Below are 15,310 nucleotides of genomic sequence, written 5' to 3' on the forward strand. Positions count from 1 at the left end.
TTCCCTTTTTTAAAGGTGCACGACGCTTGTGTGGATGCGGCCACGCTGTTTGCCGAGCAGCGCTGGCGCCCTGTCAGGTTTACTGATGCACGGGCTGTTGGCTGACCCTATAGTGCGATTGTTTGCCTATATGCCGACTGCCAGGAAAGTCATGTTGAGTGCATTCTTTCGTTTCAACTACGCTGTGTTGGGGCTGTTTATTTTGTTGAGCACAAGCACGGCTTGCGCGATTACCGCGTCAGCCGCGCCGTCCGGTAAATACAGCAGCTTGCTCAGCTTGGTTCAGAAGCACAAGTTTGCGGAACTCGATAAACAGCTTAATCAACTTCAGACAGCATATGAGGCGGGCAAAATCGGCGATGTCGATCTTGCAGAGGCGTTTTATACAGTCTCTGGTACCCAGTCGATACCGGATGCCTTTTATGACGAATGGGTCATTCGCTACCCGGGGTCCTATGCGGCACGGGTCGTGCGCGGTGAGCATTTCAAACGACAGGGACTACTTGCGCGGGGTGCCAAGTCTGCAAGAGCAACGCCTAAAGAAAGCATGGACAAGATGCAGGCGTACTTTGATCAGGCTGTTCCGGATTTTCAGGCCTCGCTGCAGATGGCACACAAGCCGGTGATCAGCTATCTGGATTTGCTGGATCTCTCCAGTCGGGTGGCGACATCTGAGGAGAACCGGGCGCTATTTGACGAAGGGCTGAAAGCTGCTCCCGACAGTTTCGTGCTTCGACGCAAGTATATGCGTGTACTGGAAACCCGTTGGGGCGGGAGCCTGGACGACATGACCCGCTTTCTTGGCGAGTGCAAAGGTACAGGATTAACGCCGAGTCAGATGAACATCCTGCAGGCCATGGTTTACCAGGAAAGCGGCTGGCTGGCAGTACAGGGCAAACAGCCTCAAGCCGCTTTGCCGCTACTCAGCAAGGCGGCCGATTTGTTCGCGGGTCAGGAGCGGTTACTTGAACCGGGGGCTGCTGCAGAGGTACTGGGGCAGATTGCATATATCAATTTGCAAGACAAAAGAAATGAAGAGGCCCTTCTCTGGTTTAACCGGGCTATCGGCCAGATTGGGGACTGTTTTTACTGCAGTTATCTTTACGCGAATCGAGGATTGATTCATGAGCGGTTGCAGCAGTTTGACGAGGCGTTGCTTGACTATATGACGGCAGCTGACCTGGGAAATACCTATGCATTAAACAGGCTTGGCCACATTTATACGTACGGCGAGCATGTGCCACAAGACAAAGCAAAGGGCACCGATTATTACAGCAGGGCCGTGGCCATTGAAATGGCGTCTGCACCTGCAAAAGCCCAACCGCCGGGTAAACAGTGACCAGATCTGCCAGGCCCGGGGTGCAGATTCACCTCATCCGGAAGTCGATTTGTCGCGCGCAAATGCGGGTTTCAGGTCAAAAAAACGGCTTGCCAGATGGCAAGCCGTTTTGGGGTTGCAACGCGTATTCAGCGAGGCATCACTTGCTGGCCGTTGCCACCGCCGGCGCTTGCCAGCCGCCGCCCAGGGCTTTGTACACTGCGACGAGTTCGACGTAGGAGTCAGACTCGGCCAGGGCCATGGCGTCTTCGGCGGCCAGTTGGGTGCGTTCGGCGTCCAGCAGCGTCAGGAAGTCGGTGGCGCCTTCCTTGTAGCGTACGCGGGCGATGTCGGCGGCGCGTTTGCTTTGCTGGGCAGACTCCACCAGGCGCGACAGACGTTGTTGCGTGCGGTTGTAAGTCACCAGCGCGCCTTCGGTTTCTTCCACGGCTTGCAGCACGGTCTGGTTGTAGCGTGCCAGGCTGGCGTCCACATTGGCTTCGTTAGCGCGGATGCGCGCATTCACCGCACCCATGCGGAACGCCGGCCAGTCTACCGATGGCGTAATGCTCCACGCTTGTGAGCTGGCCTGGCCCAGTTCGCCACCGCGGCTGGCGATAAAGCCGAGGAAGCCGCCGACGCTGATGCGCGGGAAGCGTTCGGCCATGGCGGCACCGACATCGGCGTTGGCGGCGGCCAGGTCGCGCTCGGCGGAGGCGATATCCGGCCGGCGTTTCACCAGTTCGGTCGCGTCACCGATCGGGATCGGCCGGGAGATCGGCGCCAGGTTCGCCGGTTGCAGTTGCGCTTCCTGGGTTCCGGGCATGACGCCGGTCAGCACATCCAGCCGGTATTGCGTGACCTTGACCAGTGTTTCCAGCGGCGGCAGCGTGGCTTGCACGTTGGCCAGGTTGGCCTTGGCGCGCGCCACGTCCAGCTCGGTGCCCTGGCCGTTGGTGACGCGGGCCTGGGTGATATCCAGCGTGGATTCCAGATTCTTCAGGTTGCGCAATGCCACGGCGTAACGCTGCTGGGCGCCCCGCATCAAGTAGTAGTTGCGGCCGATTTCTGCCACCACGCTGATGCGCGCGCTTTCCAGATCGTAACCGGCGGCATCGGCGCGGGCGCCGGCGCCTTTGGCCAGATTGGCCACGCGGCCCCACAGGTCCAGCTCCCAGCCGGCGTCAAAGCCGGCCTGGAAGGAGTTGGTCAGCACGCGGTCGGTGGTGAAACCGGGTACTTGCTGATTCTGCCGGGTGGCCTGGGCGTTCAGCGTCACCGTGGGCCACTGGTCAATCTTTGCCACATCAAATTGCGCGCGGGCGGCGTTGACGCGGGCCAGCGCGACGCGCAAATCGTTGTTGTTGGCCAGACCTTGATCGATCAGGCGGCTCAGCGCCGGGTCATCCAGCTGTGCCCACCAGTTGTGTTCGATTCTGGTCGTGCTGTAGTCGTCCAGTCTGGCATTGGTGATCTGGAAATCCGCCGGCTTGGGTGCGTGGTAGTCCGGGCCGACCGCGCAGGCCGCCAGCCCCAGGGCCAGCAGCGCGGCGGTCAGCGCTTTGAGTGGTAATTGCATCATGTTATTTAGCCTCCAGTTGGGCCGGCGGCAGCAACGGCGGTTGTTCAGTGGTGGCTTTTTGCTTCTTGCCAGACAGCACCAGGCGGCGCAACAGCACGTAGAACACGGGTGTCAGTAAGAGGCCAAAGAAGGTCACGCCCAGCATGCCGGAGAACACGGCGGTACCCATGGCGCGGCGCATTTCGGCACCGGCACCGGTACTGGTCACCAATGGCACCACGCCCATGATGAACGCCATCGACGTCATCAGGATCGGGCGCAGCCGCAGGCGGCAAGCCTCCAGCACGGCGTGGACCGGGTCCATGCCTTCCAGTTCTTCTTTCTCGCGCGCAAATTCCACAATCAGGATGGCGTTCTTGCACGCCAGCCCCACCAGCACAATCAAACCGATCTGCGTAAAGATGTTGTTGTCACCATGGGTCAGCCACAGCCCGGTAATGGCGCTCAAGAGGCCCATCGGCACAATCAAAATCACCGCCAGCGGCATGGTCCAGCTTTCATACAACGCAGCCAGAACCAGGAACACCAGCAGCACGCACAGCGGGAACACCAGTACAGCGGTATTGCCGGCCAGGATTTGCTGATACGTCAGTTCCGTCCATTCATACGTCATGCCATTGGGCAGTTCTTCCTTGGCCAGCTTTTCCATGGCGGCCTGGGCCTGGCCCGAGCTGAAGCCGGGTGCCGGGCCGCCGTTGATTTCGGCGGTGACGTAGCCGTTGTAGTGCTGCACGCGATCCGGGCCGCTGGTTTCCTTCACGGTCATGAACGCGCCCAGCGGCACCATGTCGCCATCGGCATTGCGGGTTTTCAGGCGCACGATGTCATCCGGGCGCAGACGGAACGACTGGTCAGCCTGGGCATTCACCTGGTAGGTGCGGCCAAAGCGGTTGAAGTCGTTCACATACAAAGAGCCCAGATAAATCTGCATGGTGTCAAAGGCATCGGTCAGCGCCACGCCGTGTGTCTTGGCCTTGTCGCGGTCGATATGGGCATCGATCTGCGGCACGTTGACCTGGTAGCCAGAGAACATCCCGGCCAGTTCCGGCGTCTTGCTGCCCTTGGCGATCAGGTTCTGCACCTGCTTGTACATCTCGTCAAAGCCATGGCCGCTGCGGTCTTCAATCTGCATGCGGAACCCGCCAATCGTCCCCAGCCCTTGTACCGGCGGGGGCGGGAAGATGGCCACGAACGCGTCTTGCAGACCGGCAAACTTGGCGTTGAGCTTGCCGGCAATGGCACCGGCAGACAGGTCCGCACTGCGGCGCTCTTCAAACGGCTTGAGCGTGACAAACAGAATCCCGGCCGACGGGCTGTTGGTAAACCCGTTGATCGACAAGCCCGGGAAAGCGACGGCGCTTTCCACGCCCGGTTCTTTCAGGGCGATGGCGCTCATGGCGCGGATCACGCTTTCGGTGCGATCCAGCGTGGCGGCGCCGGGCAACTGCGCAAACGACACCAGGTACTGTTTATCCTGCTGCGGCACAAAGCCCGTCGGCACGCTATGAAAGCCCAGCACGGTAAAGCCCAGCAAACCGGCATAGACGATCATGGCAATGGCCGAACGGCGCAACATGCCTTGCACGCTACCCACATAACGGTTGGACGAGCGCACAAAGAAGCGGTTGAACGGGCGGAAGAACCAGCCCAGCGCGGCGTCCATCCAGCGGGTGAAACGGTCTTTGGGTGCGTCATGACCCTTGAGCAACACGGCGGCCAGCGCTGGCGACAGGGTGAGCGAGTTGAACGCCGAGATCACCGTGCTGATGGCAATGGTCAGCGCAAACTGGCGGTAGAACTGCCCGGTGAGGCCAGAAATAAACGCCGTCGGGATAAACACCGCGCACAGCACCAGTGCCGTGGCGACAATCGGGCCGGTCACTTCGCCCATGGCGCGGCGCGTGGCATCGATGGGCGAGAGACCCAGTTCAATGTTCCGCTCGACGTTCTCCACCACCACAATGGCGTCATCCACCACGATCCCGATCGCCAGCACCAGGCCGAACAAGGAGAGCGCGTTCAGGCTGAAGCCAAACAGATGCATCAGCGCAAATGTACCCACCAGCGAGACCGGCACCGCCACCAGCGGAATGATCGACGCCCGCCAGGTTTGCAGGAACAGGATCACCACCAGCACCACCAGCAAGATGGCTTCAAACAGCGTGTGCACCACGGCCTCGATCGAGCCCTTCACGAACACGGTCGGGTCGTAGACGATGGAGTAATCCACACCTTCCGGGAAATCTTTCTTCAGCGTGGCCATGGTGGCGCGCACCTGGCGAGAGATCTCCAGCGCGTTGGAACCCGGACGCTGGAAGATCGGAATCGCCACCGCCGGTTTGTTGTCCAGCAAGGAGCGCAGCGCGTATTTGTCGGCACCCAGCTCTACGCGGGCCACGTCTTTCAGGCGCACGATCTCGCCATCTGCACCGCTGCGGATGATGATGTTGCCGAACTCTTCCTCGGTAATCAGCCGGCCTTGCGTGTTGACGTTGAGCTGGTAATTGGCCGTAGAAGACGACGGCGGCGTGCCCAGCGTACCGGCCGCAACCTGGATGTTCTGCTCACGCACCGCCTTGACCACATCCCCCGCGGTCAGATTGCGGCTGGCGATTTTCTCCGGGTCCAGCCACAGGCGCATGGAGTAATTACCCGCGCCAAACAGCTGCACATCACCCACGCCATCAATCCGCGCCAGCGCATCCTTCACCTGCAAATTGGCAAAGTTGGACAGATACAGCATGTCGTAGCGGTTATTGGGCGAGGTGAGGTGAACCACCATCGTCAGATCTGGCGAGCTTTTTTCCGTGGTCACGCCCAGCCGCTGGACATCTTGCGGCAACTGCGGCGTAGCCTGGGCAACGCGGTTCTGCACCTGCACCTGAGCTTTATCGACATCCGTGCCCAGCGCAAAGGTCACCGTCAGCGTCATTGCGCCATCGGACGTGGCTTGTGAGGACTGATACAACATCCCCTCGACGCCGTTGATTTTCTGTTCCAGCGGGCTGGCCACCGTCTCCGCAATCGTCTGCGGATTGGCCCCCGGATAATTCGCGCGCACCACCACCGTGGGCGGCACCACCTCCGGGTACTCACTGATCGGCAGCACCTTCAGCGCCAACAGGCCGGCGATGAAAATAATCATCGACAACACCGCGGCGAAGATGGGCCGTTGTATGAAATATTGAGAGAAGTTCATGTCTCTGTCCCAGTGTTTTGGTCCTGCCAGGGCTGACTGCCCCGGCGTTGTGTATGTGCAAACTGCTGTGGTGGCCCACTGCGGCAACCGGCCGGGCCGGCGCTGCAATGACGACCAGGTGGACCGGGTCAAGTGTTCTGGCTGGCGGTACCAGCAGGGTGGATTCGCGCAGCAATCCACCAGTGCATTGGTCGATTGCCGCTTTGCTACTGATCCACCCTGCGTTGCCATCTCGGTAGCCCGGTGTTGCATCGCTGCTGGATTCCTGCCTTCGCAGGAATGACGAAGTGGCAGGCCAGGCGCGCGGGTGTTGTTGAGGTGGCTATTGGGGTTGCTGTTGTTGGCGTTGGCTAGCCGTTGCTGTTGCTGTTGTCGTTGGGGTTGGTTTTGACCTCCCTCCCCCGTTAAAGCCCAGCGCCGAGGAAGAGAGGGAGACCCCAGGCTCCCGACCGACCGAGGGAAGCCCGGAGGGCCGCCCGGCTGGGGTCGCCTTTCTTTGCCTACTTTCTTTGGCGAAGCAAAGAAAGTAGGGTGGTCCGGGCACCCCCGGTATCAAACCCAACCGCGCCAAAGGCGCTCAGCCTTTCAAGCCGTTGCCGTTGTTTTTAAAACAGCAGCAACCGACTCTTACCCAAACAACAACCCAACCCACATCCCCGCAAACACTCCGTCCGGATGACGATTACCCTTTCGCCGGAAACTGCCGGTCCAGATCAGACGGTGTATCCATCGGCACCTTCGCCGGTGTCACCGCCATCCCTGGACGCACCTTCTGCAGACCATTCACCACAATCACATCACCCGCCTTCAGCCCGCTTTTCACCAGCCGCAGGTTGTCGACATCGCTGCCCAGTTCCACCGTGCGGTAAACCAGCTTGTTGTCGCTGCCCACCACCAGCACAAACTTCTTGCCCAGGTCAGAACTGACGGCGCGGTCATTGATCAGGATGCCGTCACGCTGGCCTTCGCCAATCAGCTTGAGCCGCACAAACAGACCCGGCGTGAACTCGCCATTCTGGTTGTCGAACACTGCGCGGGCGCGGATGGTGCCGGTGCGCGGGTTGACCTGGTTATCCAGGAAATCCACCGATCCTTGATGCGGATAACCGGATTCATCGGCCAGCCCCAGAAAGATCGGGTACTTGTCATCGGCCGCGTTCACCTTGTGCTGACGCGCTTGCTGCTGGTACTTCAGGAAGGTTTGCTCGTCGGCATCAAAGTAGGCGTACACCTTGTCGGTGGAGACCACGGTGGTCAGCAAACTGGCGCCTGCCGCGCTGCTGCTCACCAGGTTGCCGGCGGTGATCAGCGCATTGCTGACGCGGCCGCTGATCGGCGCGATGACGTGGGTGTATTCCAGGTTCAGCCTGGCCGATGCCAGCTCGGCTGATGTGGCATCGCCCTGTGCTTGTGCCGCCAGCAGTGCTGTGTTGCGGGCGTCAAAGTCTTCCTGGCTGATGGCGTCTTGCGACTTCAGACGCTGCGCCCGTTCGGCATCGCTATGGGCCTGGGCCAGGTGCGCTTTGGCGGCCTGGTTTTCTGCGGTCAGGCGGTCTACCTCAGCCTGGAAAGGGCGCGGGTCAATCTGGAACAACAGATCACCCTTCTTGACCAGCGCGCCTTCGCGGAAGTTGACGGTCTGCACATAACCGCTCACCCGGGGGCGGATTTCCACCGTTTGCGGCGCTTCCAGCCGGCCGGTGAATTCATCCCAGTCATTGAGCGATTTGTGCACCACCGCCGCCACGCTCACCGTCGGGGGCGGCGGCGCGGCGGCTTGTTCACTGGCGCGGCTGTCCTGGCAGGCCGACAGCACCGCTGCGGCAACAGGGGCGAGCACCAGCAAGGCGGCAACTGTTGAAATGCGTTTGTTGCGTTGCATGACGTTTCTCCGAAAAAAAGTTGGCTGTTATCCACGGCTGTTTCGCCGTTTGATCGGGGTACTACGAATCGTTGAAAAGAGAGGCGGGGCGGGCGCTAGAGGGCCACAACCAGCTTGCCGACATGCCGGCCACGGCGCAGGGCGTCGTAGGCGGCGGGGGTTTCATCAAATCCAAACAGATCACTGATCACCGGCTTGATCCGGTTGACCGACAAGGCCGCCAGCAGCGCCTGGAACATGCTGCGGCTACCCACGTTGACGCCTTGCAGACGCACCTGGCGCTCCAGCACTTGGCGCGGGTCCAGTACCGCGCCCTGGCTGGCCAGATCACCAACCACACTGACCTTGCCACCGACCCGGGTCGCTGCAACAGAGCGCGGCAGGGTATCGCCGCATACATCAACCATCTGATCCACACCCCGGCCCTCCGTCCATGCGATCAGGCCGTCTTGCCATTGCGGCATGCGATGATGGTTGATGGTGTAGCTCGCACCCATATGCACGGCGCGGCAGAGCTTGTCGTCATCGCCACTGATCACCGCCACCCGTGCTCCGGCCGCCACGGCCAGTTGCAACGCCATGGAGGCCACGCCGCCCGTGCCCAGCACCGCCACATACTCACCCGGCCGCACCGCGCCGTGTTCCATCAGCGCATGCCAGGCGGTCACGCCGGCGCAGGGCAGGGCGGCGGCTTCTTCAAAACTCAGGACATCAGGCAGCGGCAGCAAAGCGGACTCGTTGAACACCGCGAACTCGCTGGCCACACCATCGCTATCCGCGCCGAACGTGCGGCGCGTGTTCTCACGCGTGGCACACTGGCTGGTCCAGTCCGGAAAAAACGTATTCACCACCCGCTGGCCCAGCTTCAGGCCGCGCACATCCTTGCCCAGTTCGATCACTTCACCTGATGAATCCGACAACGGCACCACCGCATGCTCCGCCCGATACCCCTGGCAACCATCCGCAATCGCCAGATCCCGATGGTTGAGCGACACCGCCCGCACCCGCACCAACACATCCCGCGGACCCAGTGCCGGCGTGGCCCGGCCTTGCTGCATCCGCAGTGATGCACTGCCGCATTGCGAGGGGTCAAGGACAAAGGCGCGCATGTCGGCCATCCAGATAATGATTGATTGCGGCAAGAATATTGATAAACTAGACCAATCGTCTAATTGACAGTTGATAACAATGTCATCATCAGGAATGATGGATTAACAACGCAATTGAGCACGGATGCGGTTTCAAAGCGTTTGCGGAAGATTCAAGCCTGCATTGGAAAATCTGAGGTCGGCTTGTAGTGTCAGTGGCTGTCAGTATGAAATTTGCGTAGACCTATTGATTTGGCATATAGCAATCATCATCTAAAGTGATTGATTGGTTCGGGGTAAGATCGGCGGGTTTGGGTGGAAAAACCAGCAGACTCACGACAGGGTGTTGCCATTGCGGAGAATGTTGCAGTGCGTCGAATCTTGCTGTTGTAGTTGCCGTTGATTCTCGGTGTCGCCGCTGTAGTTGCAGTTGCTTTTGACTTGCCCTCTGCAGCACCTCCGGCAAAACCGGAGCCAGGTCATCCCCGCGCCGCAAGGCGCTAACCTCATTAACCAGGAACCCCTCATGCGTGATGTAGACCTGAACCTTCTCTCCATCTTCGACGCCATCATGACCGAGGGCTCCGTCACCAAGGCCGCCCAGCAACTGGCCATGACGCAATCGGCCGTCAGCAACGCCGTTGCCCGCATGCGCGTGGTATGGAAAGACCCGCTCTTTATCAAGGAAGGCCGCGGCATCCGCCCCACGCCGCGGGCGTCGGCCATCTGGCGTGATATCGGCCTGCCGCTGGCCACCATCCGCGAAACCATTAACCCGGCGCCGTTTGACCCCGCCACCACCGCGCGCCGCTTTCGCATTGCCGCGACAGACCACATGACTTACCCGCTGTGGCCGCCGCTGCGCAACCTGCTGGAAGCGCGCGCGCCGGGGATCGACATCCTGGCGGTGCCGGTACGGGTGAACGGCCTGAAAGACCAGTTTGACGAGAACGAGATCGACCTTGCCGTGGGCGTCAAAGCCTTGCCCGGCGGCGAGTTGCGCCAGCAATGGATGTTCGACGCCGGCTTTGTCTGCGCCATGCGCCGCAACCACCCGCTGGCCAACCGCCCGCTGTCACTGGAAAACTTCCTGAGCGCCGATCACCTGCTGGTCTCGCTCTCGGGCGATCCGGTGGGGTTTGTGGATGATTTGCTGCTGCAAAAAGGCATGCGCCGCCGCGTGGCGATGACGGTGAACAATTTCTATGGCGTGATCGACCTGTTGACCTCGTGCAACCTGATCGCCGTGGTGCCGGAAAGCGTGGTGCTGACGCACCCCCGCCGTTCTGAAATCCATGCCACCACCTTGCCGTTTGATATGCCGGTGTCGCATGCGCATATGGTCTGGCACAACCGCTGTGAGCGGGACCCGGGGCATCAGTGGTTGCGGCAGACGATTATGGATATCTGCATGCGGGTGTGTGCGTCGTGTGAGAGTCGGTTGTTGCCGGTGAGTGGGCGGGATCGGGATCAGTGGGGGGATCCGATGCCGGCGTTGCTGGCGGAGTAGGGGGGCTGGATGGGGGTTCTGGCGGAGGGGGGGTCTGGGTTGCCGCTAGTTCGTCATTCCGGCGGAGGCCGGAATCCAGTCTGGAGCCTGGATGGCACGCTGTTGTGGCCAGAGTCAGGGCGTAGGGTGGATTCGGAGCGGTAGCGACAATCCACCATTGCGATGTGTGAGTGTTAGCGCCTGCGGCGCGGTGTTTTGATACCGGCGGTGGCCGGAGCACGTTACTTTCTTTTGCTTCGCCAAAAGAAAGTAACCAAAGAAAAGGCGACCCCTGCGACTGCGCCCCTTCGGGGTTCCCTGCGCTTCTCGCGAAGTCCGGCTGGCTACGGGAACTCGCTTCGCTCAAACACCCCTCCGCCGAAACCCCGGACTTCGCTGCGATGCTCGGCGCAGTCAAGGGGCCCAAGGTCAAAAGCAACGGCAACGGCAACCCCGAAAATCAACGGCAACGGCAACCCCGAAAATCAACGGCAACCCCACCCCCGCAAACCGTCTGTTTGCAAGATGGGGTGTACCTTGCCTACCACTTCGTCATTCCGGACCTCGGCGGCCCCCTTGGCCGGAATCCAGCTGCGCCGCTACCACCTCACATACGCGGGCAATAGCAGCGCAAATTGGCACAGGCAAAGTGAATCCCGCTCCCTCAGCGCGGCATCAGCACGGCTTTCGGTTCCAGAAACGCTTCCACGCCGTTCTTGCCGTATTCGCGGCCGATGCCGGATTGTTTGAACCCGCCAAAGGGTGCGGCAGGTTCATGCGGGGCGCCGTTGATGGCGACGCGGCCGGCTTCCAGCTGGCTGGCCACGCGTTGTGCGCGTGCGGTATCGGTTGAAAGTACGTACGCCTGCAAGCCATACAAGGTGTCATTGGCAATGCGGATGGCCTCTTCCTCAGTGCGGTAGGTGATGATGGACAGCACCGGCCCGAAGATTTCTTCGCGGGCAATGGTCATGTCGTTGTTCACATTGGCAAAGACGGTCGGGCGGACAAACCAGCCGTTGCCGGTGCCTTCCGGGCGACCTTCGCCACCGGTCAGCAGCGTGGCACCTTCTTCCTGGCCGATGCGGATATACCGCTGCACGCGCTCCCATTGTTTCTGGCTCACCATCGGGCCGATCTGTGTTTGCGGATCATGCGGGTCGCCAGACTGGATCCGGGCCACGGCGGTTTTGACGCGGGCGGCAAAGTCTTCGGCCATGTGTTCCGGCACCAGAATGCGCGTACCGGCGATGCAGGCCTGGCCGCTGTTGGTGAAGCCGGCCTGCAGGGCCTGGTCTACGGCGACGTTCAGGTCGGCGTCGTCCAGCACCACCACGGGCGATTTGCCGCCCAGTTCCAGCGTGATGCGCTTGAACGTTTCCGCGCCGGCCTTGAGGATGCCTTTGCCGACGGCGCTGGAGCCGGTGAAAGAGACCTTGGCGATGTCCGGGTGGCTGGTCAGTACGGCGCCCACGACATCGCCGCGGCCAGTGACGATATTCACCACGCCTTGCGGGATATCCGCCGCATTCAGGGCTTCCATCACGATGCGGGTCTGGATGGCGCTCATCTCGCTGGGTTTGACCACGGCGGTGCAACCGGCGGCGAGTGCGGCGGCGAGTTTGCCGCAGATGAAGCCGGCGTTGCTGTTCCAGGGGGTGATCAGGCCGGCGACGCCCAGCGGTGTCATGGTTACCTCCGCAGTGCCGGCGCGGTAGGTGAAGTTGTAGTTTTCCAGTACGTTGGCAGCGTCTTCCAGTACGTTGACGGCATGATGGGCCATCCAGCCCGCGCGCGATACCGGTGCGCCGTATTCGGTGACCAGTGCTTCGGTCAGGTCATCGACCCGTGCGCGCACCTGGGCGGCCATGCGGCGCAGCAGGGCAATCCGGCTTTCCTTGCTGCTGCGGCTGAAGGCGGGAAAGGCGCGTTTGGCGGCGGCAATGGCGCGTTCGGCATCGGTGGCGTCGGCCAGTTGTACCTGGCCAATCACCTCGGCGCGGGCGGGGTTGTAAAGGTCAAACAGCTCGGTGCCGTGCGGGGTGACGAGGGCGCCGTCGATGAACAGCTGGTTGATGCGTTGCATGTTGTTTCTCCTGAGTGATGCGCTGTTGATGCAGCCATGCAAGGAAGATAAGCCCAGCGGATTGCATAAACTAGCCGTACAATCATTGATGACTTGTTGAGAAAATCAGGACAATGCAAACCTCCGGCCTGAATGAACTGGAAGCCGTCCTTGCCGTGGCGCGCCTGCGCAGTTTTCGCGCGGCAGCCACAGAACTGGGGGTGTCGACCTCTGCGCTGAGCCATACCATTGCCGCGCTGGAAGCGCGTCTGGGGGTGCGCCTGTTTAACCGGACCACGCGCAGCGTGGCGCTGACCGAGGCCGGTAGCCAGTTCGCTGACCAGATCGCCCCTGCGCTCTCCTTGATCCGCAACGCCATTGATACTGCGGGCAATTACCGCGATACGCCCTCTGGCACATTACGGATCAATACCTCTACCGGCGCGGCGCGCGGCGCCATGCCGTTGTTTCTTGAGTTTTTGCGCCGCTATCCGGACATGCGGCTTGATATCGTCACCGAAGGCAAGCTGATCGACATTGTGGTGGCGGGCTTTGATGCCGGCATCCGGCTGGCCGAAACCGTGCCGCAAGACATGATTGCCGTGCCGATGGGCGGGCCGCTGTCTTTTGCCGTGGTCGGCAGCCCGGACTACTTTGCCCGCAACCCGCCGCCGCAAACGCCGGGCGACTTGCTGCACCACGAGTGCATACGCAGCCGCTTGCCCAGCGGCGGCATCTATCGCTGGGAGTTTTTTCGCCACGGTGAAGCGATAGTGGTGGACGTACAGGGCCAGATCACGCTGGATGAATCATCGCTGATGCTGGCCGCCGCCCGTGCCGGTAGAGGGCTGACTTATCTGAGCGATGGCTCGGTTGCCCAGGATCTGGCCGAGGGCACGCTGATCCGGGTGCTGCAAGACTGGACACCGGCTTTTCCTGGCCTGTGCCTGTACTACCCCAGCCGCAAGCACCTCTCGGCCGGCTTGCGCGCGCTGATCGAGCTGATCCGGACCAGTGAATTGCCACTTGCCGGACTATGACGTGGCGTACTGGGCAATGCCGTTGCCGAACGACCAGTTTTCCTTTTTCACTTCCACAAGGTTGATGAACACATCCTCCTGACGCACATGCAGATCGTGCTCCAGGCTTTTGGCCAGGGTCTGATAAAGCGACTTTTTCTGCTCTACGGTGCGGCCCTCGCTCAAGGTAATCTGAACGAAGATGATCCCGTCCGTACGATGGATGCCAAGGTACTGCGGGTCATAGATCATGTGCTCTGCATCGTGTTCGGCCAGCACCTGAAAAAGATCGTGATCCGGCACGTTCATGGCGCTTTGCAGTGCGGCAAAGACGTGTTGACCCACGCGCTTGGCGAAAGTGGGATCTTTGTGTTTGCGGATATCGATACGAACCAGCGGCATGATCAAGCTCCTGCTCCAGGGGGATGACCGCATCATAGAGCGGCCATCTGATCGTGCGCTTGCCGTGCGCCAATCGGCGCCTTCAACTTGCGCTGGCGACAGACTATAGTTCCTGCCGGACCCCCCGTTGCGGGCCGTTTTTCCTTGCCGATGTTTGTCATTCAACCCTGACCAGAACCAGAAGGATTGTCAGTCATGAGCAAAATCGCAATCGTCTATTTCAGCGGCTACGGCCACACCGCCAAACAGGCCGAAGCCGTGCACGAAGGCGCGGCCGCCGCCGGCGCTGAAGTGACCATGTATCGCATTGACGCAGAAGGCAACCTGCCGGACGGCGCGTTCGACGCCATTGGTGCCGCCGACGCCATCATCTACGGCAGCCCCACCTACATGGGCGGCCCGGCATGGCAGTTCAAGAAGTTTGCCGATGCCTCGTCCAAGCCCTGGTTTGTGCAGGCCTGGAAAAACAAACTGGCCGCCGGCTTTACCAATTCGGCCTCGGTCAATGGCGACAAGTTCTCGACCATCCAGTATCTGTGGACGCTGTCGCAACAGCACGCCCAGGTGTGGGTGGGTACAGGGTTGATGCCGGCCAATACCAAGGCGCATGGCCCGAGCGATGTGAACTGGACGGCCGGTTTTGCCGGCGCGCTGGCGATCTCGCCGTCGGATGCCTCGCCGGATGAGGCACCGCGTAGTGGTGATCTGGAAACGGCCCGGTTGCTGGGCAAGCGGGTGGCGGAGTTTGCTGCGAAGCTGGCTAAGTAAGGGTTCTGGTTTGGCCCAACCTGGCCGGGGGTGAGGGGCTGGTGTGGGGGAGGCGGTCGTTGCTGGCGGGGCTGGTGATGACCGTTTTTGTTTTTTTGGGGGGAGGTGGGGGGAGTGGTTGGCGCGGGCAAAAAAGCAAAAGCGAAGGCAAAGGCAAAGCTTTGTTAGTGCCTGACGGCACGGTGTTTTGATACCGGGGGTGCCCGGAGCACGGTACTTTTCTTTGGATCGCCAAAGAAAAGTACCCAAAAGAAAGGCGACCCCTGCGACTGCGCCCTTCGGGTTCCCTGTGCTTCTCGCGAAGTCCGGCTGGCTACGGGAACTCGCTTCGCTCAAACACCCCTCCGCCGAAACCCCGGACTTCGCTGCGATGCTCGGCGCAGTCAAGGGGCCCAACGTCAAAGGCAACGGCAACCCCGAAAATCNCCCAACGTCAAAGGCAACGGCAACCCCGAAAATCAACTGCAACTGCAACTGCAACTGCAACTGCAACTGGAA

At 60.9% G+C, this 15,310-nt stretch carries 10 protein-coding genes; 4 read left to right on the forward strand and 6 right to left on the reverse strand.

Annotated elements, in window-relative coordinates:
- Positions 1-151 precede the first annotated feature (151 nt).
- The gene (locus tag IEX57_RS13540; RefSeq protein ID WP_188704877.1) at positions 152-1,339 is read left to right on the forward strand and encodes a DUF4034 domain-containing protein; all 1,188 of its coding nucleotides are present in this window, start codon (positions 152-154) and stop codon (positions 1,337-1,339) included.
- A gap of 139 nt (positions 1,340-1,478) precedes the next feature.
- On the opposite strand, the gene IEX57_RS13545 is transcribed toward IEX57_RS13540, so the two are convergent.
- The 4 genes from IEX57_RS13545 to IEX57_RS13560 all read right to left on the reverse strand — a co-directional run bounded on the left by IEX57_RS13545 (position 1,479) and on the right by IEX57_RS13560 (position 9,090).
- A complete protein-coding gene (locus tag IEX57_RS13545) occupies positions 1,479-2,900 on the reverse strand; it encodes an efflux transporter outer membrane subunit (RefSeq protein ID WP_188704878.1) in 1,422 nt (473 codons plus the stop codon).
- Position 2,901: 1 nt separating this feature from the next.
- Positions 2,902-6,099 (reverse strand): efflux RND transporter permease subunit, encoded by a 3,198-nt coding sequence (locus IEX57_RS13550; RefSeq protein ID WP_188704879.1) that lies wholly within the window; start codon positions 6,097-6,099, stop codon positions 2,902-2,904.
- A 682-nt stretch (positions 6,100-6,781) separates the two neighbouring features.
- A complete protein-coding gene (locus IEX57_RS13555; RefSeq protein ID WP_188704880.1) occupies positions 6,782-7,981 on the reverse strand; it encodes an efflux RND transporter periplasmic adaptor subunit in 1,200 nt (399 codons plus the stop codon).
- Between the two features lie 95 nt (positions 7,982-8,076).
- Positions 8,077-9,090, reverse strand: coding sequence for a zinc-dependent alcohol dehydrogenase family protein (locus tag IEX57_RS13560; protein ID WP_188704881.1), 1,014 nt, complete (start codon positions 9,088-9,090; stop codon positions 8,077-8,079).
- Positions 9,091-9,595: 505 nt separating this feature from the next.
- On the opposite strand from IEX57_RS13560, the gene IEX57_RS13565 reads away from it, so the two are divergent.
- On the forward strand, positions 9,596-10,579 hold the full coding sequence (locus IEX57_RS13565) for a LysR family transcriptional regulator (RefSeq protein ID WP_188704882.1): 984 nt from the start codon (positions 9,596-9,598) through the stop codon (positions 10,577-10,579).
- Positions 10,580-11,222: 643 nt separating this feature from the next.
- On the opposite strand, the gene IEX57_RS13570 is transcribed toward IEX57_RS13565, so the two are convergent.
- Positions 11,223-12,644: an aldehyde dehydrogenase family protein gene (locus IEX57_RS13570; RefSeq protein WP_188704883.1), complete on the reverse strand. Its 1,422-nt coding sequence runs from the start codon at positions 12,642-12,644 to the stop codon at positions 11,223-11,225.
- 113 nt (positions 12,645-12,757) lie between these two features.
- On the opposite strand from IEX57_RS13570, the gene IEX57_RS13575 reads away from it, so the two are divergent.
- Positions 12,758-13,663 (forward strand): LysR family transcriptional regulator, encoded by a 906-nt coding sequence (locus tag IEX57_RS13575; protein WP_188704884.1) that lies wholly within the window; start codon positions 12,758-12,760, stop codon positions 13,661-13,663.
- On the opposite strand, the gene IEX57_RS13580 is transcribed toward IEX57_RS13575, so the two are convergent.
- Positions 13,658-14,044 carry a tautomerase family protein gene (locus tag IEX57_RS13580; protein ID WP_188704885.1) on the reverse strand — a complete coding sequence of 129 codons (387 nt, stop codon included), beginning with the start codon at positions 14,042-14,044 and terminating at the stop codon, positions 13,658-13,660. The two genes, IEX57_RS13575 and IEX57_RS13580, sit on opposite strands and share 6 nt — an antisense overlap.
- Before the next feature lie 195 nt (positions 14,045-14,239).
- Between IEX57_RS13580 and IEX57_RS13585 the strand changes: the two genes are divergently transcribed.
- Positions 14,240-14,812 (forward strand): flavodoxin family protein, encoded by a 573-nt coding sequence (locus IEX57_RS13585; protein ID WP_188704886.1) that lies wholly within the window; start codon positions 14,240-14,242, stop codon positions 14,810-14,812.
- The last annotated feature ends 498 nt before the right edge of the window (positions 14,813-15,310 follow it).

The organism is Silvimonas iriomotensis, from assembly GCF_014645535.1.
Classification (GTDB): Bacteria; Pseudomonadota; Gammaproteobacteria; order Burkholderiales; family Chitinibacteraceae; genus Silvimonas; species Silvimonas iriomotensis.

Excerpts from the sequence above, each read along its gene's own strand:
- IEX57_RS13540 (WP_188704877.1), top strand. The coding sequence starts at position 152 with ATGTTGAGTGCATTCTTTCGTTTCAACTACGCTGTGTTGGGGCTGTTT.
- IEX57_RS13545 (WP_188704878.1), bottom strand. The coding sequence starts at position 2,900 with ATGATGCAATTACCACTCAAAGCGCTGACCGCCGCGCTGCTGGCCCTG.
- IEX57_RS13550 (WP_188704879.1), bottom strand. The coding sequence starts at position 6,099 with ATGAACTTCTCTCAATATTTCATACAACGGCCCATCTTCGCCGCGGTG.
- IEX57_RS13555 (WP_188704880.1), bottom strand. The coding sequence starts at position 7,981 with ATGCAACGCAACAAACGCATTTCAACAGTTGCCGCCTTGCTGGTGCTC.
- IEX57_RS13560 (WP_188704881.1), bottom strand. The coding sequence starts at position 9,090 with ATGCGCGCCTTTGTCCTTGACCCCTCGCAATGCGGCAGTGCATCACTG.
- IEX57_RS13565 (WP_188704882.1), top strand. The coding sequence starts at position 9,596 with ATGCGTGATGTAGACCTGAACCTTCTCTCCATCTTCGACGCCATCATG.
- IEX57_RS13570 (WP_188704883.1), bottom strand. The coding sequence starts at position 12,644 with ATGCAACGCATCAACCAGCTGTTCATCGACGGCGCCCTCGTCACCCCG.
- IEX57_RS13575 (WP_188704884.1), top strand. The coding sequence starts at position 12,758 with ATGCAAACCTCCGGCCTGAATGAACTGGAAGCCGTCCTTGCCGTGGCG.
- IEX57_RS13580 (WP_188704885.1), bottom strand. The coding sequence starts at position 14,044 with ATGCCGCTGGTTCGTATCGATATCCGCAAACACAAAGATCCCACTTTC.
- IEX57_RS13585 (WP_188704886.1), top strand. The coding sequence starts at position 14,240 with ATGAGCAAAATCGCAATCGTCTATTTCAGCGGCTACGGCCACACCGCC.